This window comes from Sphingomonas sp. CFBP 13728 (genome assembly GCF_014841895.1).
In the GTDB taxonomy this organism is placed as follows: Bacteria; Pseudomonadota; Alphaproteobacteria; order Sphingomonadales; family Sphingomonadaceae; genus Sphingomonas.
This window is the reverse complement of the sequence record NZ_JACYUS010000002.1, coordinates 136,050-157,383: the sequence shown is the minus strand read 5'-3', so window position 1 is coordinate 157,383 and position 21,334 is coordinate 136,050. Positions and strand designations below refer to the sequence as shown.

Sequence of the window (21,334 nt, the reverse complement as noted above, 5' to 3'; positions counted from 1 at the left end):
GGGATCAACCACGGAGCATACGAATGAATCCCGAAAGCGACTCGCTTGCCACACTCGATGATGCCGTAGCGGCGCAGGCCTTTCGTCGCCTGATCCGCCACCTCCGCCACCGCGAGGACGCGCAGAACGTCGACCTGATGGGCCTGGCCGGTTTCTGCCGCAACTGCCTGTCGGACTGGGTCGAAGAGGCCGGCGGCATGTCGAAGGATGCGGCGCGGGAAACGGTGTACGGGATGCCGTACGCGGAGTGGAAGGCGCACCACCAAGGCGACGCGAGCCCCGAGCAACTCGCGCGAATGAAGGAAAGCGTCGCGAAGAACGCGCCCAAAAACGGGGCCGTCTGATTCAGGCGATTGAGCCTAACACGGTAAACGCCTAGACGCAGGCCCGCACCCAATTCGGCATGATTCAGGACGTCTCCGGACGGCGATCACCGGTGCGGGCTTGTATCTTGATTGGCTTTTGACCGGCGCGTGGGCGCTGGCGAGTGGGGAATTTTCGATGTCTGACGAACGGCAACACGGCATGGGCGGCGGCGCGGTCGCAGCGGACGAACTGCGCCTGCTGATCGAGCGCGCCGAGCGTCTCGAAGAAGAGAAGAAGGGTATCTCGGACGACATCAAGGACGTGATGGCCGAAGCCAAGGGGCGCGGGTACGACCCCAAAGCGATTCGGAAAATCCTGTCGATCCGGAAGAAGAAGAAGGAAGAATATCAGGAGGAGGAAGCGATCCTCGAAGTGTATCTCCAGGCGCTGGGGATGATCTGAGGATTTCTGATTGAACGTCATCCCAGCGAAAGCTGGGATATTCCGCGGCGAGGAGCGCTTCCAAGCTACGCAGCGCTGGTTGTATGTCAGGCCGCGTTCCTCCTCGCCGCAGGAGATCCCAGCTTTCGCTCGGGTGACGGTTTATGGGTTGGGTGACCGCTTCAATGAAGCTGGTCGTAAAGGTCCGCCCACTCAGGATTGATCGTCGCGATCAATTCGTCCTTCCACGACCGTTTCCAAGCCTTCAGCATCTTCTCCCGAGCGATCGCGTCCTGAATAGTCTCGTGCTGCTCGGCGAACACGAGCATCTTCAAACCGTAGCGTCTGCAATACGCCGAGCCGGTATCAATCCGATGCTGATGCACGCGTGAAGCCAGGTACGCAGTCACGCCGATGTACAACATGCCAAACGGCTTGTTCGCCATCATGTAGACCCAACCGCCATGCGCCATATCGAGCCTCCCAACCGTCAATTAGACCCGCCCGTCATCCCAGCGAAAGCTGGGATCTCCTGCGGCGAGGAGGAGCATGCCCGCCTAACGGCCCGTATTGAGTAGGACGGGCGCGCTCCTCGCCGCAGAATATCCCAGCTTTCGCTGGAACGACGGGGGAGTCAATCTAATGACGCGCCAGCGAGACCTTATGCCGCTTCCGCCGGTAGCGTCGTCCAGCCCAGCCCGGGGATCGTGATCGAGCGCTTGCCGGCGAGATCGGTGCGGCACACGATCAGTTCGCGGCTTTCGATGTAGCCGATCAGGCGCTTAACCCGGCCGATCGAACTCGTGCCGTACGTGGCCGCGATGCGCGCGTCGGACGGGCAGGGCTCGCCTTCACGTGCCGCGCGGGCCACCAAAAGGAACGCACCGAGCATGTCGTCGGGGAGCCCGCTCGCAACGTCGAGGGCGGCCGTCCAGGCTTCGTCGGTCATGTCGAAGATGCCGGCGCGGGCGCAGCTCAGGCGCCGCACGAAGCCGGGGAGATCGAGCGGCGGCTTGGCGAGACCGCCCATCCGGCAGCGTACCTGAAAATCCTGGAACAGCACCGACGGAGGCCGCAGCGTCGACTCTGGATCCTCGACGATCGCACGGAAGACGTCGGCGTAGACCGCCTCGACCTCGTCGTCGGTCTTCTCGGGCGGCGGCGGCGCCGCGGTGCGTGGCTCGGGCGGGCGGGCGATGCCGTCGAGCAGTTCCTCCGCCGGCACGCGACGTGGGCGCGAATCGAACATCAGGCCGAGTTCGGGCGCGTCGACCACCGGCTCGGACAGCAGGTCCTGAAGGTCCATCGGCGCGGCGCTGGGGAGGGGGGTGAGCTTGGGGCTGCCACTGCGTGCGGAGGTCGCGACATCACCGATCTTCACGGTGATCGGCCGACGCGACACTGCCGGCCCGAGCGCCATGAACGTGCCGCGCTGGAGATCGCGAATCGCTTCGGCCTGGCGTCGCTCCATCCCGAGCAGATCTGCCGCGCGCGCCATGTCGATGTCGAGAAAGGTTCGGCCCATGAGGAAGTTCGACGCTTCCGCCGCGACGTTCTTCGCCAGCTTCGCCAGACGCTGCGTCGCGATCACCCCGGCGAGCCCGCGCTTACGGCCACGGCACATCAGGTTGGTCATCGCCGCCAGCGACGCGCGACGGACCTCTTCCGAGACTTCGCCGCCCGTCACCGGCGCGAACATCTGCGCTTCGTCGACCACCACGAGCACCGGGTACCAATGCTCGCGTGGTGCATCGAACAGCGCGGAGAGGAACGACGCGGCGCACCGCATCTGGCCCTCGACCTCAAGCCCCTCAAGGCTCAGCACCGCAGACGTCCGATGTTCGCGCAACCGCGTCGCGATGCGTGCGATCTCGCGTTCGCTATAGTCGCCGGCTTCGATCACGACATGACCGTGCGGCCCCGCGAGCGTTACGAAATCGCCCTCCGGATCGATCACGATCTGCTGGACGTGCCCCGCCGATCGCTCGAGCAGTCGGCGCAGCAGATGCGATTTTCCCGAGCCCGAATTGCCCTGCACCAACAGGCGGGTGGCGAGTAGTTCCTCCAGGTCGACGCCGACGGCAGTACCATTGCCGTCGGTGCCCATATTCACGCTAACCGTCATGCCGCGCGTTTGGCAGGTGCGGGCGTGTGGGAGCAAGGAGTCTTTGTCGCTTCCGTCGCAAGTGGGGGCTTTGCGCACTGGCATAATCCGCATTCCGGGCTAGGGCGCAAAACATGGCTACGAAACAATCCCTGCTCGCCGATCTCTCGCAGCGACTGCTGGGCAAGGCGCCGGGCGACCTCGACGACGAGGAACGCCGCGTCCTCGCCGGAATCGAATCGGGTACCACCGTCAGCCGCGACGCCGCCGACGTGTCGGACGAGCGATCGACGTTCGGCGAACGCCTGTCGGACCGGGTCGCGGCGATCGGTGGATCATGGGCGTTCATCATCGCCTTTACGGTCGTGCTGCTCGGCTGGATGCTGCTGAACTCGGATATCCTGACGCATTTCGGCGCGGCGTTCGATCCGTATCCCTACATCTTCCTCAACCTGATGCTGTCGACGGTCGCCGCGATCCAGGCGCCGGTGATCATGATGAGCCAGAACCGGCAATCGGCGAAGGATCGCTTGGCGGCGAGCCTCGACTACGAGACCAACCTGCGCGCCGAACTCGACATTTTGCGCGTCCACCACAAGATCGATCATCTGGTGCTGGCGCGGCTCGACGCGATCGAGCAGAAGATCGACGCTCTGGCGAAAACGGCCTCACCGTCCTAAAGCCACCGCATCAGGCTATTAGAGGCACCGATGGCAGGCCATTCCAAATACAAGAATATCATGTACCGCAAGGGCGCGCAGGACAAGAAGCGCTCGTCGGCGTTCAGCAAGCTCAGCCGGGAAATCACGGTCGCGGCCAAGATGGGCCTGCCCGACGTCGACATGAACCCGCGCCTGCGTGCGGCGGTGAACGCGGCCAAGGCGGCGTCGCTGCCCAAGGAGAACATCCAGCGCTCGATCGACAAGGCGAGCCGCGGTGATGCCGAGAATTACGAAGAGATCCGCTATGAGGGCTTCGGCCCCGGCGGCGTGTCGCTGATCATCGAGGCGTTGACCGACAACCGCAACCGCACCGCGACCAACGTGCGCGTCGCGGTCGGCAAGAACGGCGGCAATCTCGGCGCGGGCGGTTCGGTCAGCCACGCATTCGATCGCGTCGGGCTGATCTCGTATCCGGCGAGCGCGGGCGATGCCGACACGGTGTTCGAAGCGGCGCTCGAGGCGGGCGCCGAGGACGTCACGTCCAGCGAGGACGGGCATGAGGTCTGGACCGCGCAGGGCGACCTCCACGAGGTGGCGAAGGCTCTGGAAGCGAAGCTCGGCGAGGCGGAAGGCGCGAAGCTCGCTTGGCGTCCGCAGGTGATGGTCGCAGTCGGTGCGGACGACGCGGCGACGCTGTTCAAGCTGATCGACGCGCTCGACGACGACGACGACGTGCAGACGGTCTGGGGCAATTACGAGATCTCCGACGAGATCATGGAGACGCTCGGTTGAACGGCTCGGGGTTGAGATGAAGAAGGTTGGTTCGCGCGGAGACGCGGAGGCGCGGAGAGTAGCGCTTCGTGGCTACGTCCTCCGCGCCAGCGGCCTCATTTCTGTCGGCCGGCCCGGAGAATCGAAAGTCCCGCTGACGCGAGACGATCGCCAGGAACGCATCCCCTCCGCGCCTCCGCGCCTCCGCGCGAACCAATCTTCTTTCTTCTCATGATCATCCTAGGACTCGACCCTGGCCTCGGCACCACCGGCTGGGGCGTTATTCGCGCCGACGGCAACCGCCTGAGCCATATCGCCAACGGCCAGATCAAGACCGATCCATCGATGGCGCTCCCTCGCCGCCTGACAGCGCTCTACAATGCGCTGATCGACGTCATTCGCACCGAACGCCCCGATGGTGCCGCGGTCGAGGAAGTGCTCGGCAATACCAACGCGCAATCGACGTTGAAGCTTGGCCAGGCGCGCGGCGTCGTCCTGCTCGCGGCGGCGGGTGCAGGGCTGCATATCGGCGAATATCACCCCTCGACCGTCAAGAAGGGCGTCGTCGGCACCGGCGGCGCGGACAAGAAGCAGATCCAGGCGATGATGGCGGTACTGCTGCCCGGCGCCAAGCTTGCCGGGCCCGACGCCGCCGATGCGCTCGCGGTCGCGATCACGCATGCGCATCACGTCGCGAGTGCCGCCGCCTTGGCGCGGCGATCCGGTATCGGCGCCTGATCCTCGCCGGCGCGTCCGGCTCGGTCTTAGAAGCTTTGAAGACCCGGCGATGCGTGATAGTCTTTGTCAAACGTCGATCATGACGCTGAGATCGGACAAAGTCCGACATCTAGAGTTGGCAGGTAAACTGCTCCCCGCAGAACTTATCGACGGCGTTCACGGACGACGATCGTAACTAAGACGGACTGTCCGACTGACACTCCGCGTGCTCGATGCGTTTCTAGATTTGGGTCAATAACGGATGCAAATTCCAAGACTTACCGGCCATTAAAGTTTTTCTGGCCAGACCGATGACAGTGTGGCAGTCGCGCCATGGTTAATTTTTAATATAGATCAAGGTAGAGCGATGAACCTCGATCAGGTAAGCGGCGGCACCAACAGCCATAATGTTCCGGCAGGCGCGTTTGCGATGCCACCCGGAATGCGGATGCGGTACGATCTCCCCGATCCCAGCCTGTCCGAATATCTGACGGGCTATGCGATCTATGCATCGGACGATCGTACGCCGATGCTCAACTGGTATCTGCCCGCCCCAGCGATGATCTCGGTCGTGGTCGATGCGGGCCCGTTGACCGTATCGATCGGCAATCACCGGTTCGGGCCAGTCGATCGCGCCAGTTTCTACGGCCCTACCAGCCGCGCCTTCCGGACGGAAACGACCGGTGGGATCGCCGTGGGCATCGGCCTGAGCGCGCTGGGCTGGTCGCGACTGACGGCCCGGTCGGCAGGTGATTTCCACAATCGGGTCACGCCATTGTCGGCAGTGCTCGGTGCAGAGCTTTCCGCGCGTCTGATCGAGGGGCTCGATGCGCTGGACGATGACTCGTTCATCAAGCCGCTGCTCGACGCGGTTCTCGGCCCGCTGTTCCAGCGAGCGCACCCGCGCGAAGACCTGATCCGCGCCTTCACCGCGCTGACGGTGACCGACGGCGTGATCGAGATGAAGGACGTCGCCGATCGACTCGATATCCCGACGCACGAACTGCGGCGCATGGCGACGCGGCATTTCGGCATGCCGCCGAAGCTGCTGCTGCGTCGCGCGCGGTTTCTCCGGTCGTTCATCGGGCTGATCCGGACGGACGGCATGGCCGACTATTCGAAGATCGACAGCAGCTATTTCGATGCCTCGCATTTCCTGCGCGACGCGGGCACCTTCCTTGGCACGACACCGCGGCGTTTCGTGGCATCCGACACGGTATTTCTGAGGGCAAGCCTGCGCGCGCGCGCTGCCGTGATCGGCGCTCCGACCCAGGCCCTTCACGGCGTCGTGAAACCGCCTGCGCCGGTCACGGGGCGATCGACTACCGGGGAAGATCGGTTGCGGCCGAGCGTGTAACGAGCCGTGAAGTGCGGAGAGCAGATTTTGACTGGATGACGACGCTCCTCCTTTGATCTACCGCATGCCGAATGATCGTGCATCTCAAGGGACGTCTGGACTCAACGGGTATCGACCATGCCGTGATCGACGTCGGTGGCGTCGGGTATCTGGTCGGTGCGTCGGCGCGCACGCTGTCGGCCTTAGGCCCAATCGGCGAGGCTTGTACCGTGTTCACCGAATTGCTGGTGGGCGAGGATTTTCAACGGCTCGTGGGATTTTCGAGCGCAGACGAGCGCGACTGGTTCCGGTTGCTGACGGGCGTGCAGGGGGTCGGCGCCCGCGTCGCGCTCGCGATCCTGTCGGCGCTGGAGCCCGTCGACCTGAGCCGCGCGATCGCGAGTGGCGACAAGGCGATGGTCGCGCGCGCGAACGGCGTGGGGCCGAAGCTTGCACAGCGCATCGTAATGGAACTGAAGGACAAGGTCGGCGGCATCGCGCTTGGGCTCGGGCCGGCGGTGGTCAACGCCGCGCCGGGCGCATCGGCGGATGCGGTGTCGGCATTGCTCAACCTTGGGTTCCGCCCGAACGAGGCGAGTGTCGCGGTGGCGGCGGCGGACGAGGAGCTGGGGCCTGGGGCTTCGCTCGACGCGCTGGTGCGGCTGGCGTTGCGCAAGGCGTCTAAGGCGTAGGGTTCGTGCGTGCGGTTCTCCTGCGTACGCAGGAGTCCAGGATCACCATCCGTGCGCCCCGTTACCCTGGGCTCCTGCGTGTGCAGGAGAACGCTATCGAGCGCCATTAGTCCGTCATCCTGACGAAAGTCTGGATCCAGAGCCGTAGTCGGCAACGCGAACAACCCTGGATCCTGACTTTCGTCAGGATGACGGAGATGACTCGGGCGGTGTTCGTAGAAAGTTCGCCTCGTCCTTAGAGCGGTGTAAGCAACGCTTTCCCCCCGAAATGTGCATCGAGGTTCGCAACCACCAGAGCCGCCATCGCCGCCCGCCCATCGACGGTCGCGCTACCCTGATGCGGTGACAGGACAACCTGATCCAGCGCCTTGACCGCGTCGGGAACCGCAGGTTCGTCGGCGAACACATCGAGCCCCGCCCCGGCGATCGTCCCGTCCAGAAGTGCCGCCACCAACGCCGGTTCGTCGACCAAGCTACCGCGAGCGATGTTGATGAAAATACCGTCCTCGCCAAGCGCCGCGAGAACACCCGCATCCACGATATGCGACGTCGCCTCGCCGCCAGGTGCGGCAATGATCAGCACGTCGCACGCCCCCGCAAGCGAAGCGATGTCGGCATGAAATACGCCCGCGAAATCCGGCTTGGCGGAACGCGCGGTATAATGGAGCTCGTTCGCAAACGGCGCGGCACGCTTGGCGATGGCCCTCCCGATCCGGCCGAGCCCGAAGATCCCGATCCGTCGCCCGGTCGCCCGGCGCGCGAGATCGACCTGCCACCCGCCGTCCCGCACCGCACGGTCGTTCGCGACGATCCGCCGCTGCACAGCCAGCATCAGCCCGATCGCGAGGTCCGCGACGTCGTCGGTCAGCACGTCGGGCGTCGTCGTCACCGCAATGCCGCGCGCCTTGGCTGCGGCAAGGTCGATTCCGTCATAGCCGACGCCGTGGATCGCGATGATCTCCAGCGTAGGCAGGCGGTCCAGGAGTGCCGCGTCGACCACGCTGCTCCCGCCACCGACGATCGCGCGCGTTTCCGCCGGTGGATCCTTGCGGTGCAGCGTAAAGCGCGCGGCGAGCGTCGCCTCCAGCGCGGGCGAGACTCCGGCAAGCAGATACAATTGGGGGCGTGCGGTTTGGTTGGTCATGATCGCCTCATAGCCGCCTTGCCCCCTTCACCGCGAGCGCGCTATCGCGGGGGTGTGACCGATACAGACCGCATCCTGACTGCCGCCAAGCGTCCCGAAGACGTCGACGCCGCGCTGCGCCCGAAGACGCTCGACGAATTCGTCGGGCAGAAGGCCGCACGCGAGAACCTGCGCATCTTCATCCAGGCGGCGAAGTCGCGTGGCGATGCGCTCGATCACGTGCTGTTCTTCGGGCCGCCGGGACTCGGCAAGACCACTCTCGCGCAGATCGTCGCGCGCGAAATGGGAGTCGGGTTTCGCGCCACCTCGGGGCCGGTGATCGCCAAGTCGGGCGATCTCGCCGCGCTGCTGACCAATCTCGAGGATGGCGACGTGCTGTTCATCGACGAAATCCACCGGTTGCAGCCCGCGGTCGAGGAGGTGCTCTACCCGGCGATGGAGGACCGTGCGCTCGACCTGATGATCGGCGAGGGGCCGAGCGCGCGATCGGTGCGGATCGACTTGCCGCGGTTCACGCTGATCGGTGCGACGACGCGGCAGGGGTTGCTGACGACTCCGTTACGCGATCGCTTCGGCATCCCGGTGCGGCTGCAATTCTATACGGTCGAGGAACTGGAGCGGGTGGTGACGCGCGCTGCAGGGCTGCTCGGGCTGGGCATCGCAAAGGATGGCGCGATGGAGATTGCGCGGCGTGCGCGGGGGACCCCGCGTATCGCCGGGCGGTTGCTGCGAAGGGTGCGCGATTTCGCAAATGTCGCAGGGCATGAGACGGTCGATGCACGGGCGGCGGATGCTGCGCTAAACCGGCTGGAAGTCGATTCGCTTGGGCTCGACGCGATGGACCGCCGCTATCTGATGATGATCGCCGACATCTACCGCGGTGGCCCGGTCGGTGTGGAAACTCTAGCGGCAGGTCTCAGCGAACCGCGCGACACGATCGAGGAAGTTATCGAGCCATATCTGATCCAGTTGGGTCTGATTGCGCGCACCGCTCGCGGTCGGTTCCTGAATGCGGGAGGGTGGAAGCACCTCGGCCTCAACCCGCCAGCCGGCAGCCAGGACGGCCTGTTCGACGCGTAAGAGTGTCGACGGACCCGTGATCGCTTCCACCTAAAATCGTCACCCCAGCGCAAGCTGGGGTCCCCTAGTTGAAGGGTGCCGGGGGGTGGCCAGTCCCACGGGAAGATCCCAGCTTTCGCTGGGATGACGGCCATCGGGCATGGGACCTCGAAACTTCCTTGTAAGGATCCACACCCACAGATCGATCGAACTTGGGTGCGACACTGCTTTTGTTGCGTGGCACCCAAGCGCTTCATCTGATAGCCAACCCCAATGCCCCTTTCGGCCGCCGCCTCCGCCCGCGAAATCCTCACCAGCCTTCACGACGTGATGGCGTCGCGCACGTCCGCGCAAGCCAAGCTCAACGCCGTCGTCGGCATCATCGCCACCGCGATCGACAGCGAAGTCTGCTCGATCTACCTGTTGCGCGAAGGCGTGCTCGAACTGTTCGCGACCCGCGGCCTCGATCAGGCGGCGGTCCACGTCACCAAGCTCGCGCTCGGCGAAGGCCTTGTCGGCACGATCGCCGAGGACGTCGAGGTGCTCAACCTCGACGAAGCCGCCAGCCACCCCGATTTCGCCTACAAGCCCGAGACCGGCGAGGATCGCTTCCACAGCTTTGCCGGCGTGCCGATCATCCGCCGCGAGCGCTCCGTGGGGGTGCTGGCCGTCCAGCACACCGACCGCCGCAAATATGCCGACGTCGAGATCGAGGCGTTGCAGACGGTGGCGATGGTGCTCTCCGAACTGATCGCCAACGCGGGGCTGATCGACACGACCGGCGGCGGCGCGGATCGCCCGCAGTCGACCGCGGCGATGCGCATCCCTGGCCAGAAGCTGGTCGACGGCATGGGCGCGGGCTACGCGGTCTATCACCAGCCGCGCATCCATATCGAACACACCGTCGCCGAGGACACCGACGCCGAGCGGCACCGCGTCTATGCGGCGTTCGACAAGATGCGTGAAGGCATCGACCGGATGACCCGCGAGGCCGAATTCGGCGTGGGCGGCGAGCATGTCGAAGTGCTCCAGACCTACAAGATGTTCGCCTATGACGAGGGCTGGGCACGGCGCATCAACGAGGCGATCGACTCCGGTCTCACCGCGGAGGCGGCGATCGAGCGCGTCCAGCAACGCACCCGCCAGCGCATGCGCCAGATCGACGATCCGCTGCTCGCCGACCGGATGCACGATCTGGAGGACCTGTCGAACCGACTGCTCCGCATCGTCTCGGGCCAGATGGGTACCGCCGCGCAGATGGGCCTGCGCCAGGACACCATCCTCATCGCGCGCAACCTTGGGCCTGCGGAACTGCTCGAATACGACAAGCGACGGCTGAAGGGCGTGATCCTCGAGGAGGGCTCGCTCACCGCGCACGTCACGATCGTCGCGCGCGCGATGGGCGTGCCGGTACTAGGCCGCGTCCGCGACATCCGCCGGCTCGTCGCGGAAGGCGACATGCTGTTGCTCGATAGCGCCGAGAGCAACGTCTTCGCACGCCCCTCGGCGGCGATGGAGGAGGCGTTCGAGGCGCGGCTCGCGATGCGTCAGAAGCGCAAGGCGGCGTTCGCTGCACTGCGTGACGTCCCGCCGATCACCAAGGACGGCCACCGCCTGACCTTGATGGTCAACGCAGGCCTGCGTGACGACGTGGCCGCGCTCGACGTCACCGGCGCGGACGGCATCGGCCTGTTCCGCACCGAGTTCCAGTTTCTCGTCTCCGCCACGCTGCCGCAACGCGAGCGCCAGCAACGGCTCTACCGCGAAGTGCTCGACGCGGCGGGCGATCGCCCGGTGATCTTCCGCACCGTAGACATCGGCGGCGACAAGGCGCTGCCGTATCTTAACAAGGAAGATGCCGACGAGGAGAACCCGGCAATGGGCTGGCGCGCGCTGCGCCTCGGCCTGGAGCGCGACGGGTTGATGAAGGTGCAGGCGCGCGCGTTGCTCGAAGCCGCCGCCGGTCGCACGCTCAACGTGATGTTTCCGATGGTCAGCGAGCCGTGGGAATTCGACGAGGCGCGTGTGCTGTTCGAGGCACAGCGGACGTGGCTCGAAGGGCGCGGGCGGAAGATGCCGCTGGCGATCCGCTACGGTGCGATGCTGGAGGTGCCGGCGCTCGCCGAGATGCTCGACATCCTGCTGCCGAAGATCGAGTTTCTGTCGATCGGCACCAACGACCTCACGCAGTTCCTGTTCGCCGCCGATCGCGCCAATCCCAAACTCGCGGAGCGCTACGACTGGCTCAGCCCGTCGATCCTCCGCTTCATCGCGCGGCTGGTCGCACCGGTCCGCGCGGCGGGTGTCGACCTGGCGGTCTGCGGCGAGATGGGTGGGCGTCCGCTGGAGGCGATGGCGCTGATCGGGCTCGGCATAGAGCGGTTGTCGATCACCCCCGCGGCGGTCGGCCCGATCAAGGCGATGACGCGCTCGCTCGATCGCGCCGCGCTCACTGCATACATGGCAGGGCTGCTGGCCAACCCCCCGCGCGACATGCGCGGTGCGCTGACGACCTGGGCAACCGAGAACGGCGTCGAAATCGTCTGATCGGCGGAAAGCTGCGGTTAAGACGCGCGGTGCGTTGACACGGCTGGGGCCCTCTGAAAGACGGGTGCCATGGCGGGAAACGCTACGCACCCGTGTTCGGAGACAAGAATGGACGAGGTCGAAACCGGCCAGAACGCAGCACCCGCTCAACCAGAGCGTGCTGGCGACATTCTCCGCAAGGCGCGCGAGGCGCAGGGCCTGACCGTCGCGGATATCGCGACGCGTACTCGTGTGCCGTTGCGTCACCTCGAAGCGATCGAGGCGTCCGATTATTCCACGCTGCCGTCCTCGACCTACGCGGTCGGTTTCAGCCGCGCCTATGCCCGCGCGATGGGTATCGACGAGGTGCAGATCGCCAACATCGTCCGTAGCGACGTCGCGAAGCTGGGCAGCAAGAAGCCCGAATACGAACCGTACGAGATGACCGATCCGTCGCGCGTGCCGTCGCGCGGGCTGGCGATCGTCGCGCTGGGCATCGCGATCGCGGTGCTGGTGCTGGTCGGGCTGTGGTACGGCACCGACATGTTCCGTGGTTCGAACAACGCCTCGACCACGACGCCGATCGCCGAGACCGCGCCGAACCCCGCCGCGCAGACCGCGCAACCGGTCCCTGCGCCGGCCACGCCTGCCAACGGGCAGGTCACGCTGACTGCCTCGGACGAGGTATGGATGCGCGTCTACGATGCCGACAACAAGACGTTGTACCTCGGCACGATGAAGCCCGGCGAAAAGTTCGACGTGCCGAAGGATGCCAAGGATCCGAAGATCAACATCGGTCGTGCGGACAAGCTGGCGGTGACGCTCAACGGCGCCGCTGCCCCTGCGCTCGGCACGGGCGAGCGCGCGATCAAGGACGTGTCGGTGGGGGCGCCGGCGATCGCCGCGCGGATTGCCGGCACGCCCGAGCCTCAGGCCACGCCGACCGCGACCGGAGCGACTTCAACGCGTTCGACGGAGCGGTCGCGTACTGCAAGCCGTCCCCGCACGCCGCGTCGTCCGTTGAGCGAAACGCAGCGCGCCAATCTGGACGCAGCCGCCAATCCACCACCCGCCGCTACGGCAACGCCCAATCCGTGATTGCAGCCGACCATCGCCAGGGTCTTAAGGCTGGCGACAGGATGGGTAGTGCAGCTATACCCGGACGATTAACCAATCCACCGGGGGGTGTGGCCCATGCGTAAGTCAATTCTGGTCGGCATCTGCCTCTCGGCGCTGTTGCCCGCTACCGTACAGGCACAAAATGTCGAGGGCCGCGTCGGCAAGCTCGAAAGCGAAATGCGCGCGGTCCAGCGGAAGGTCTTCCCGGGTGGTGCGGGCCAGATGCTCCAGCCCGAAGTCCGCGCGCCGCAGAGCGAGCAGGGTCCCGGGCCCGGCTCGCCCGCGACCAGCGCGCTCGCCGACGTCAACCAGCGCGTCACGTCGCTCGAACAGCAGATGACCTCGCTCACCGAGCAGATCGAGCAGAACCAGAACCGCACGCGCCAGTTGCAGGATGCGTTCGACAATTACCGCCGTTCGAACGACGCGCGGTTGAAGACGCTCGAGACCGGTCCCGCGCCGATCGCGACGGGGGCGGGGGCTGGTGGCCCGATCGAATCCGATGATCAGTCGAGTGGTCCATCACGCCCGACCACGCGCCCCGAAGCCGCGAGCAAGCCCGGCGCGGCGACGCCGACCAAGGTCTCGGTCGAAAAGCCGTCGACCGGCGATCCGGCGGAGGACGAGTATATGTACGGCTACCGCCTCTGGGCGGCCAAGCAGTATCCGCAGGCCGAGGCGCAACTGAAGAAGGTCGTCGCCGACTACCCGAAGAGCAAGCGCGCCAGCTATGCGCAGAACCTGCTCGGCCGGTCGTATCTCGACGAGGGCAAGCCGAGCCTCGCCTCGATGGCGTTCTACGATAATTACAAGAAGATGCCCGAAGGCGAGCGCGCGCCGGACAGCCTGCTGTATCTTGGCCAGGCGCTGACCAAGCTCAACAAGCCGGCGGATGCGTGCAAGGTGTATGACGAACTGAACGACGTGTACGGCGCCACGATGGCGTCGGCGATGAAGGGGCAGGTTGCCGCCGGGCGCAGCGCGGCGAAGTGCAAGTAAACGATTCCTTGATGGCTAAGCGTGACCGCCTGTTCGTGTCTGCACCTTGCAAACCAGCCCCACCCCGGCGGAGGCCGGGGCCCAGTTGGAAAGGTCGCAGTAACGGGTCGCAGCGCTCGATCAGCAACGTTTCCCAACTGGGCCCCGGCCTCCGCCGGGGTGGTGGACTTTTTACGATGATGACGCGCCTCGTATGACCGAAGAAGGACGCCGCTTCGCCGCCGACTTCGCGCGCCTAGCAGCCGACATCGCCAACCCGCTGTTCGCCGTCTCCGGCGGCCCGGACAGCATGGCGATGCTCACCCTCGCGCACGAAGCTCTCCCCCCCGGCTTCACGGTCGCCAGCATCGACCACCGCCTTCGCCCCGAAGCGGTGGAAGAGTCCGCCATGGTCGCCGCGTATTGCGCGACGCTCGGCATCCCCCACGCCACGCTCGCGCCAACCGAACCGATCACCGGTGCCAGCATCCAGGCGCAGGCGCGCACCACCCGCTACGCCCTGCTGACCGATCACGCCCGTGCGATCGGGGCAGGGGCGCTCGTCACCGGCCATCACGCCGATGACCAGGCCGAAACCTTCCTCATGCGCGCCGCCCGCGGCTCCGGTCTTGCGGGGCTCGCCGGCGTCCGAGCCCGCACCGAAGTCCACGGCATCACGGTCGTCCGCCCCTTGCTCGACTGGCGCCGCGCCGAACTCCGCGCGATCGTCCGCCGCGCCGAAGTGCCGTTCTTCGACGATCCCTCGAACCACGACGACCGCCACGATCGCACCCGTTTTCGCCGGTTGCTTGGCGAGAACGAATGGCTTGGCACGCCCAACCTCGCGCGCGCCGCCGCCGCGCTCGCCGAGACCGACACCGACGTCCGCGCAATGGTCGACTGGATCTGGACCGAACGCGCCAAGGTTGGCGGCTGCGAGGTGAAGCTCGCGGTCGAGAAGCTGCCTCGCGAAATCCTCCGCCGCCTCGCGCGCCGCGCGATCGGCACGGTCCGCAAAGACGCCGGCATCGCCGCACCCGAATGGACCGAGGCGGCCAACATCGAAAGCCTGCTCGACTCGCTGATGACCGGCAAGCGCACCACGCAGGCTGGGATCATCGCCAGCGTTCGCGGCGACGTCTGGCGCTTCCGCGAGGCACCGCCGCGTCGAACTGCAGCCTGACCCGCGCGCCGGTCCGTTCACACTGATCAACGCAAGTCGCGCGTTGTTCCATTGCCATTAACCTGCGCGCGCTTATCTTGTGCGCTGAAAGGTATCGTGCACCCATGAGCGACAACGACAACCGCGGTCAGAAGCCCCAGGGCCCCGGAAACGGCGGCCCCGAAAATGGCGGCGGCAATCCTTGGATGAAGAGCCTGCTGATATGGGTCGGCATCCTGCTCGCGCTGGCGCTGTTCGTGACCATGTTCGACGGCCGTACCGCGGCGTCGGGTGGCAACACGATCGCGTATTCGGCGTTCCTCGACAAGGTCGACGAGGGCACCGTCAAGGACGTCAACATCTCGCGCGATATTATCTCGGGGACGCTGTCCTCGGGCGAGAAGTTCAAGTCGTATCCCATCCCGGACTCGACGCTCGTGCCGAAGCTGCGCGAGAAGGGCGTCTCGATCAGCGCGAAGCCCGAAGAAGGCCCGTCGATGCTGGCGCTGCTGCTGTATCAGTCGCTGCCGTTCCTGCTGTTCCTCGGCATCGCGTTCTTCGTGTTGAAGCAGATGCAGAAGAACTCTGGCTCGGGCGCGATGGGCTTTGGCAAAAGCCGCGCGAAGATGCTGACGCAGAAGGAAGGCAAGGTCACCTTCCAGGACGTCGCTGGCATCGACGAGGCTCGCGAAGAGCTTGAGGAGATCGTCGAGTTCCTGAAGGACCCGACGAAGTTCGCGCGTCTTGGCGGCAAGATCCCCAAGGGCGCGCTGCTGGTCGGTTCGCCCGGTACCGGCAAGACGTTGCTCGCCCGCGCGATCGCGGGTGAAGCTGGCGTGCCGTTCTTCACAATCTCGGGTTCCGATTTCGTCGAGATGTTCGTCGGCGTCGGTGCGAGCCGTGTCCGCGACATGTTTGAGCAGGCAAAGAAGTCCGCACCGTGCATCGTCTTCATCGACGAGATCGACGCGGTCGGTCGTCATCGTGGCGCCGGTCTCGGCAATGGCAATGACGAGCGCGAGCAGACGCTGAACCAGCTGCTGGTTGAGATGGACGGCTTCGAGGCGAACGAAGGCATCATCATCATCGCCGCGACCAACCGTCCCGACGTGCTCGACCCCGCGCTGCTGCGTCCGGGCCGTTTCGATCGCCAGGTCACCGTGCCGCGGCCGGATATCGAGGGTCGCATCAAGATCCTCGAAGTCCACATGAAGAAGGTGCCGCTCGCACCCGACGTCGACGCTCGCGTCATCGCACGCGGTACGCCCGGTTTCTCGGGTGCGGATCTCGCCAACCTCGTCAACGAGGCGGCGCTGCATGCGGCGCGCAAGGGCAAGCGTCTGGTGGCGATGGCTGAGTTTGAGGAGGCCAAGGACAAGGTCATGATGGGCGCAGAGCGTCGCAGCATGGTCATGACCGACGACGAGAAGCGGATGACCGCGTATCACGAGGCCGGCCATGCCGTCGTCGCGATGCACGAGGCTGCGTCGGATCCGATCCACAAGGCGACGATCATTCCGCGCGGTCGTGCGCTGGGCATGGTGATGCGTCTGCCGGAGCGGGACTCGTACAGCTATCACCGCGACAAGATGTACGCGAACCTCGCGGTCTCGATGGGCGGACGCGTCGCCGAGGAAGTCATCTTCGGCTACGACAAGGTTTCGTCTGGCGCGTCGGGCGACATCCAGTACGCCACGGGTTTGGCACGCGACATGGTCACGCGCTGGGGCATGTCGGACAAGGTCGGCCCGCTCGAGTACGGCGAGCCCGAAGGCGAGTCGTTCCTGGGTTACTCGTCGAGCCGTCCATCACGCATGTCCAACCAGACTGCGCAACTGATCGACGACGAGATCAAGCGTATCGTCGAAGGTGGTCTCGACCGCGCCAAGCAGGTGCTGAGCGATCATGTCGACCAGCTCCACACCGTAGCCGGCGCGCTGCTCGAGTTCGAGACGCTGACCGGTGACGAAATCAAGAAGCTGATCGCGGGCGAGGATCTCGATCGTCCGGATCCGGGTGCTAAGGCGTCGACCGTCCCGCGTGCGGGCACGTCGATCCCCAAGACCCGCCGTCCGTCGGGACCTTTCGGGACGCCAACCCCTTTGGGGGCGTGATCCGGTTCACCGGACAGTCACTTAAGTAGCTCTATGGGCGGTCTTTTCTCGGAAAGGCTGCCCATGTCGTATTCGCGTTCCAAGGCTGTAGTCGCAGCGCTACTCATGGTCGGCGCGGCAATGCCGGCAAGCGCGGCGATGACCGTCGGGACCTTCTTGGCCCGCGCCAATGCGTTGCGCGACCAGGGCCCGATGGCGCTCATGTCGCCCGACCTCCCCGCACTGAAGGCCGAAGCCAAAGCCGCGACCAATCAACTCAAAGCAGAACGCGCCGCTCGCGCCGCTGCCGGCAAGCCACCGATCGCCTGCGTTCCGGAAGGCGAGTCCGTCGGCATCATGGACATGCTCGACGGCCTCAACGAACTCCCCGCCAGCTACCAGAAACGCCCCCTCAAGGACGGCTACGCCCGCGTCCTGGCGAACCTCTATCCCTGCCGTTGAGGTGGCTGGGGGAGGTTGAAGAGGTCTTCTTTCATCCGTGCGCCCTGAGCGAAGTCGAAGGGTATGCCCCGCACGCAGGTGCTTCGACTTCTCTCAGCACGAACGGGAGTTGGCAGGACCCGCTTAATAACGTTCAGTCCGTCAACCCATGCAGCAACAGCAGCACGATAAACGCCAGCAAAACCGTGAACGCGAATGTCAACAGCGCCACCGTCCGCCAAGCCGCCGACCACTTCCGCAACTCATAAGCCCCGCGAAGCTGCGCGAACATGTGAACAGGCGGCACGCACATCGCCGCCATAACGATCCAGCCCTCTGCGACGCCTATAACGCCCGCTATGATCAACACGATCGTCAGCAGCATCATGAACGCTAGCGAATAGGTCACGAAGATAGCGTGGTCGTAGAGGTGATGTCGGCGTCGCCAGACGAAAAGTAGCGCCATGAACGGCACGGATAACGGAATCAGGCCCCAGCTGTATTTGTACGCGCTGGTCTGCAGCTTGTAGAACATGAGGCCCGGGTTGCCGTTCGCCTTGGCGATCCCGTGGTCGAGTCGTTCCCAACCGGTCTTGAAATCGCCTAGATCGACGACCGTGCCGTAAGCGGCACCGTTCTGCATATCCGCCGCCACGCCGAGTGCACGAACGGTAGTACGAAGGGCGCTTGCCTGCCGATCGAGCGTGGCAAGCTGCTCCCCCGAGAGATTGGCGGGTTCACGCTTCGCAACCTCCTGCTGCGCCTCGACTTTTGTCAACGCGAGACGAGCCCTGGCGGCCTCGCGTGCATAGTCGGACGTCTTGCCGGTCCGCTGGTCCCGGATGAAGTCCTTCGTCATTTCGCCGCCGACCGCGCCGATCGTCGCGAACATCAGGAAGACGGTGAACAGGAACAGCGCCAGCGGCGACACGAACCGCGCCCGCTCGCCATTGACGTACCGCCGCGTAAGCGCGCCTGGATGCAGTACCAGCAGCGGCAAGGTCCGCCATATCTTGCCTTCGAAATGGAAAACCCCGTGTGCGATCTCATGCCCGATCCCGCCGAGCGAGCGGTGGACATGCGCCGATTGGCCGCAGGCATGGCAGTGCTCGCCCAGTAGTCGCGTCCCGCAATTCAGGCAAAGCGCACCGTCCGGGCCATGGCCCGTACGCACACCATGCGCTTCGCCCGCGCTCGGTTCGAACGCGCGCCCGACGAAACTACCCGTGGCGATATCCGCCGCTGCCCCGATATCCCCAGTCATGCGTCCCCCTGCAATATCGGCAGCGTAACGAGTTCGCGACGTTGGCGCGAGAGGCTTCGCATGATACCGCGTGCGGCATGGCCGATGCAGAAAATCCGACCGAGATGATTGCCGAAATGGGTGCGCGCGCGCGCTCTGCCGCGCTGGTCTTGGCGGCGATGCCGTCCGAGAGGAAGGCCGCCGCGCTGGTGTTGGCATCGGAGTCGATCCGGGCGGCATCTGCTGAGATCGTTGCGGCCAACGCGGAGGACATGACGCGCGCGGCAGAGGCGGGTCTGTCGGGTGCGCTGCTCGATCGGTTGCGACTGGACGAGGCGCGCGTAGCGGCGATGGCGGACGGCGTAGCGGCGGTGGCGGCGCTCGCCGATCCGGTCGGGCAGGTGATCGACGCCAGCGAGCGTCCGAACGGCCTGAAGCTCTCCCGCGTCCGCGTGCCGATCGGCGTCATCGGCATCATCTACGAGAGCCGTCCCAACGTCACCGCCGACGCGGCCGCGCTCTGCGTGATGGCCGGCAACGCAGCGATCCTGCGCGGCGGGTCGGAAGCGGTGAAGAGCAATCGCGCGATCCACGCGGCACTGGTCGCGGGGCTGAAGGCGGGCGGGGTGCCCGTCGACGCCGTGCAACTCGTGCCGACTACCGATCGCGCGGCAGTCGGCGCGATGCTGAAGGCGGACGGGGTGATCGACCTGATCATCCCCCGCGGCGGCAAGAGTCTCGTCGCGCGCGTTCAGGCCGAAGCGCGCGTGCCCGTCCTCGCGCATCTCGATGGCATCAATCATGTCTTCGTTCATGCGTCGGCCGAGCCGGCGATGGCCGAGGCCGTCGTCGTCGACGCGAAGATGCGCCGCACCGGTGTCTGCGGGTCGATGGAAACGCTGCTGATCGACCGTGACTATGCGAACGCACCCGCCCTGATCCGAAGACTCGCTGCAACGGGCTGCGAAGTACGCGGCGACGGAAGTGCACTCGCACTCGTCCCCGAGATAGCCACCGCCGACGCCGCCGACTGGGACACCGAATATCTCGACGCGATCGCTTCGGTCGCGATCGTCGACGGCATCGACGCGGCGATCGCGCATATCGCCCGCCACGGCTCGCACCACACCGACGCGATCGTCGCCGAAGATGCCGCCGTTGCCGAGCGCTTCCTGACCTCAGTCGACAGCGCGATCGTGTTGTGGAACGCCTCTACCCAGTTCGCCGACGGCGGCGAGTTCGGCCTCGGCGCGGAGATTGGCATCGCCACAGGTCGGCTCCACGCCCGGGGCCCGGTCGCCCTCGAAGGCCTCACCACCTACAAATGGATCGGCCGCGGCACCGGCCAGGTGCGCGGTTGATGCTCTCTAACGATCGGCGTAGCTTAAGCCCATGAACGCGCCCATCTCGATCACCACCCCGCTCGATCCCACGACCTTCGCGATGGTCGAGGAACTTGCGCGGTATCGCGGTATCACCGGCGAGGAGTTCGCTGCCGAAGCGATCCGAGAGGCAGCCGAGCATCATGCAGGGATGCGCGCCTTCATCCAAGAGGGGATCGACGCCGCTGATCGCGGCGAACTGATAAGCCAGGAAGAGATGGAAATCTGGTTCGAAGAGCGCGTGGCTGCTCGTCGGCGAGGATGAGTTGCGCAACCTGGACTCCCCTCGCGCAGATCGATCTCGCACGGATCGATGATTTCAACGCTCGACGCGATCTCGACTATGCCGATCTAGTGGGCCGCGCTGCGATCGCGGCAGGTAATTTCCTCGCCGATTTTCCCGCCGCAGGTCCGATCGTCGACCGCGACGAGCGCAAGTGGCGCGTGCCTGATACCGACTATGTGTTGATCTACCGCATCGCCCCGAACGGCGTTGAAATGCTGCGAGCTTATCATGGTCGTGAGAACTGGCGTAAACAGCGGTGACCCACGTCGGCATCCTAGGCGGGTCGTTCAATCCCGCGCATAACGGCCACCGCGGCATCACGCTCGCGGCAATCGACGCGCTCGCGGTCGACGAGGCGTGGTGGCTGGTGTCCCCCGGCAACCCTCTCAAGGACGCGGCGAATGACATGGCGCCGCTCCCCGCGCGCCTCGCTTCGGCGCGACGGATGGCGCGCCGCGCGCCGATCCGCGCGACCGATATCGAGGCGCGGCTCCACACCCGCTACACGCTCGACACGATCCGCAAGCTGAAGCGACGCTACCCCAAGATCCGCTTCATCTGGCTGATGGGCGCGGACAATCTCGCCGACTTCCACCGGTGGAAGAACTGGCGCCAGATCGCCCGCGAGGTTCCGATTGCGGTAATCGCGCGTCCGGGATATGACGGGCGCGCCCTCGCGGCCCCCGCGATGGGTTGGCTGCGGCGCTTCCAACGGCGCACAGACCATGCGAAGAGCTGGACGACGTGGAGATTGCCGGCCCTCGTGCTGTTGCGCTTCCGACCCGACCCGACCTCCGCAACCGGCCTGCGTGCCGAAAATCCCGACTGGGCCCAGCACGTTGCTGGTCCGGTGTTCTTACCCAGGAGCTGAC

At 65.5% G+C, this 21,334-nt stretch carries 22 protein-coding genes; 18 read left to right on the top strand and 4 right to left on the bottom strand.

The genetic code is table 11. From position 1 onward, the window contains the following. Positions 1-23: 23 nt before the first annotated feature. Together IFT67_RS09510 and IFT67_RS09505 are read left to right on the top strand one after the other, a co-directional pair. Complete coding sequence (locus IFT67_RS09510) at positions 24-344, top strand: DUF1244 domain-containing protein (RefSeq protein WP_192146812.1); 321 nt, start codon at positions 24-26, stop codon at positions 342-344. A gap of 181 nt (positions 345-525) precedes the next feature. Further along, positions 526-768, top strand: a complete 243-nt coding sequence (locus tag IFT67_RS09505) for a DUF2312 domain-containing protein (protein ID WP_197942503.1) — start codon at positions 526-528, stop codon at positions 766-768. A gap of 161 nt (positions 769-929) precedes the next feature. Here the strand turns inward: IFT67_RS09505 and IFT67_RS09500 are convergent, their stop codons facing one another. Both IFT67_RS09500 and IFT67_RS09495 read right to left on the bottom strand, forming a co-directional pair. Then, complete coding sequence (locus IFT67_RS09500; RefSeq protein ID WP_192146810.1) at positions 930-1,220, bottom strand: GIY-YIG nuclease family protein; 291 nt, start codon at positions 1,218-1,220, stop codon at positions 930-932. A 188-nt stretch (positions 1,221-1,408) separates the two neighbouring features. Further along, entirely contained in the window at positions 1,409-2,872 is a 1,464-nt protein-coding gene (locus IFT67_RS09495) for a helicase HerA domain-containing protein (protein ID WP_121904341.1), read from the bottom strand. Between the two features lie 113 nt (positions 2,873-2,985). Between IFT67_RS09495 and IFT67_RS09490 the strand changes: the two genes are divergently transcribed. From IFT67_RS09490 to ruvA, 5 genes are all read left to right on the top strand, one after another. Then, entirely contained in the window at positions 2,986-3,531 is a 546-nt protein-coding gene (locus tag IFT67_RS09490; protein WP_121884269.1) for a DUF1003 domain-containing protein, read from the top strand. 30 nt (positions 3,532-3,561) lie between these two features. Beyond that, positions 3,562-4,305 carry a YebC/PmpR family DNA-binding transcriptional regulator gene (locus IFT67_RS09485; RefSeq protein WP_056051712.1) on the top strand — a complete coding sequence of 248 codons (744 nt, stop codon included), beginning with the start codon at positions 3,562-3,564 and terminating at the stop codon, positions 4,303-4,305. Positions 4,306-4,515: 210 nt separating this feature from the next. After that, a complete protein-coding gene (gene ruvC / locus IFT67_RS09480) occupies positions 4,516-5,022 on the top strand; it encodes a crossover junction endodeoxyribonuclease RuvC (protein ID WP_056061275.1) in 507 nt (168 codons plus the stop codon). 346 nt (positions 5,023-5,368) lie between these two features. Then, complete coding sequence (locus tag IFT67_RS09475) at positions 5,369-6,358, top strand: hypothetical protein (RefSeq protein WP_107963178.1); 990 nt, start codon at positions 5,369-5,371, stop codon at positions 6,356-6,358. Between the two features lie 71 nt (positions 6,359-6,429). Further along, the gene (ruvA, locus tag IFT67_RS09470) at positions 6,430-7,029 is read left to right on the top strand and encodes a Holliday junction branch migration protein RuvA (protein ID WP_093399715.1); all 600 of its coding nucleotides are present in this window, start codon (positions 6,430-6,432) and stop codon (positions 7,027-7,029) included. 235 nt (positions 7,030-7,264) lie between these two features. Here ruvA and IFT67_RS09465 read toward each other — a convergent pair whose 3' ends face one another. Then, entirely contained in the window at positions 7,265-8,173 is a 909-nt protein-coding gene (locus IFT67_RS09465; RefSeq protein ID WP_192146808.1) for a 2-hydroxyacid dehydrogenase, read from the bottom strand. A 54-nt stretch (positions 8,174-8,227) separates the two neighbouring features. On the opposite strand from IFT67_RS09465, the gene ruvB reads away from it, so the two are divergent. The 7 genes from ruvB (at position 8,228) to IFT67_RS09430 (ending at position 17,572) form a co-directional block, all read left to right on the top strand. Next, positions 8,228-9,253 carry a Holliday junction branch migration DNA helicase RuvB gene (gene ruvB / locus IFT67_RS09460; protein ID WP_056061260.1) on the top strand — a complete coding sequence of 342 codons (1,026 nt, stop codon included), beginning with the start codon at positions 8,228-8,230 and terminating at the stop codon, positions 9,251-9,253. A gap of 252 nt (positions 9,254-9,505) precedes the next feature. Continuing rightward, positions 9,506-11,779 carry a phosphoenolpyruvate--protein phosphotransferase gene (gene ptsP / locus IFT67_RS09455; protein WP_192146806.1) on the top strand — a complete coding sequence of 758 codons (2,274 nt, stop codon included), beginning with the start codon at positions 9,506-9,508 and terminating at the stop codon, positions 11,777-11,779. 108 nt (positions 11,780-11,887) lie between these two features. Continuing rightward, positions 11,888-12,856, top strand: a complete 969-nt coding sequence (locus tag IFT67_RS09450; protein ID WP_192146804.1) for a helix-turn-helix domain-containing protein — start codon at positions 11,888-11,890, stop codon at positions 12,854-12,856. Between the two features lie 96 nt (positions 12,857-12,952). Beyond that, entirely contained in the window at positions 12,953-13,876 is a 924-nt protein-coding gene (locus IFT67_RS09445) for a tetratricopeptide repeat protein (protein ID WP_192146802.1), read from the top strand. A gap of 193 nt (positions 13,877-14,069) precedes the next feature. Beyond that, positions 14,070-15,038 carry a tRNA lysidine(34) synthetase TilS gene (gene tilS, locus IFT67_RS09440; RefSeq protein WP_192146800.1) on the top strand — a complete coding sequence of 323 codons (969 nt, stop codon included), beginning with the start codon at positions 14,070-14,072 and terminating at the stop codon, positions 15,036-15,038. A 104-nt stretch (positions 15,039-15,142) separates the two neighbouring features. Then, positions 15,143-17,131, top strand: coding sequence for an ATP-dependent zinc metalloprotease FtsH (ftsH, locus tag IFT67_RS09435; protein WP_133018508.1), 1,989 nt, complete (start codon positions 15,143-15,145; stop codon positions 17,129-17,131). A gap of 63 nt (positions 17,132-17,194) precedes the next feature. Beyond that, on the top strand, positions 17,195-17,572 hold the full coding sequence (locus tag IFT67_RS09430; protein WP_235518258.1) for a hypothetical protein: 378 nt from the start codon (positions 17,195-17,197) through the stop codon (positions 17,570-17,572). Positions 17,573-17,705: 133 nt separating this feature from the next. Here the strand turns inward: IFT67_RS09430 and IFT67_RS09425 are convergent, their stop codons facing one another. Continuing rightward, a complete protein-coding gene (locus IFT67_RS09425; protein ID WP_192146798.1) occupies positions 17,706-18,815 on the bottom strand; it encodes a DUF3667 domain-containing protein in 1,110 nt (369 codons plus the stop codon). Positions 18,816-18,892: 77 nt separating this feature from the next. Here IFT67_RS09425 and IFT67_RS09420 point away from each other — a divergent pair, with 77 nt between their 5' ends. From IFT67_RS09420 to IFT67_RS09405, 4 genes are read left to right on the top strand one after another with little or no spacing between them, the layout of a single operon-like run. Then, entirely contained in the window at positions 18,893-20,155 is a 1,263-nt protein-coding gene (locus tag IFT67_RS09420; protein WP_192146796.1) for a glutamate-5-semialdehyde dehydrogenase, read from the top strand. A gap of 31 nt (positions 20,156-20,186) precedes the next feature. Beyond that, on the top strand, positions 20,187-20,441 hold the full coding sequence (locus tag IFT67_RS09415) for a hypothetical protein (RefSeq protein ID WP_192146795.1): 255 nt from the start codon (positions 20,187-20,189) through the stop codon (positions 20,439-20,441). Then, the gene (locus tag IFT67_RS09410) at positions 20,438-20,722 is read left to right on the top strand and encodes a type II toxin-antitoxin system RelE/ParE family toxin (RefSeq protein WP_192146793.1); all 285 of its coding nucleotides are present in this window, start codon (positions 20,438-20,440) and stop codon (positions 20,720-20,722) included. The genes IFT67_RS09415 and IFT67_RS09410 overlap by 4 nt, the downstream gene beginning before the upstream one ends. Next, positions 20,719-21,333 (top strand): nicotinate-nucleotide adenylyltransferase, encoded by a 615-nt coding sequence (locus IFT67_RS09405; RefSeq protein WP_192146791.1) that lies wholly within the window; start codon positions 20,719-20,721, stop codon positions 21,331-21,333. The genes IFT67_RS09410 and IFT67_RS09405 overlap by 4 nt, the downstream gene beginning before the upstream one ends. The last annotated feature ends 1 nt before the right edge of the window (position 21,334 follow it).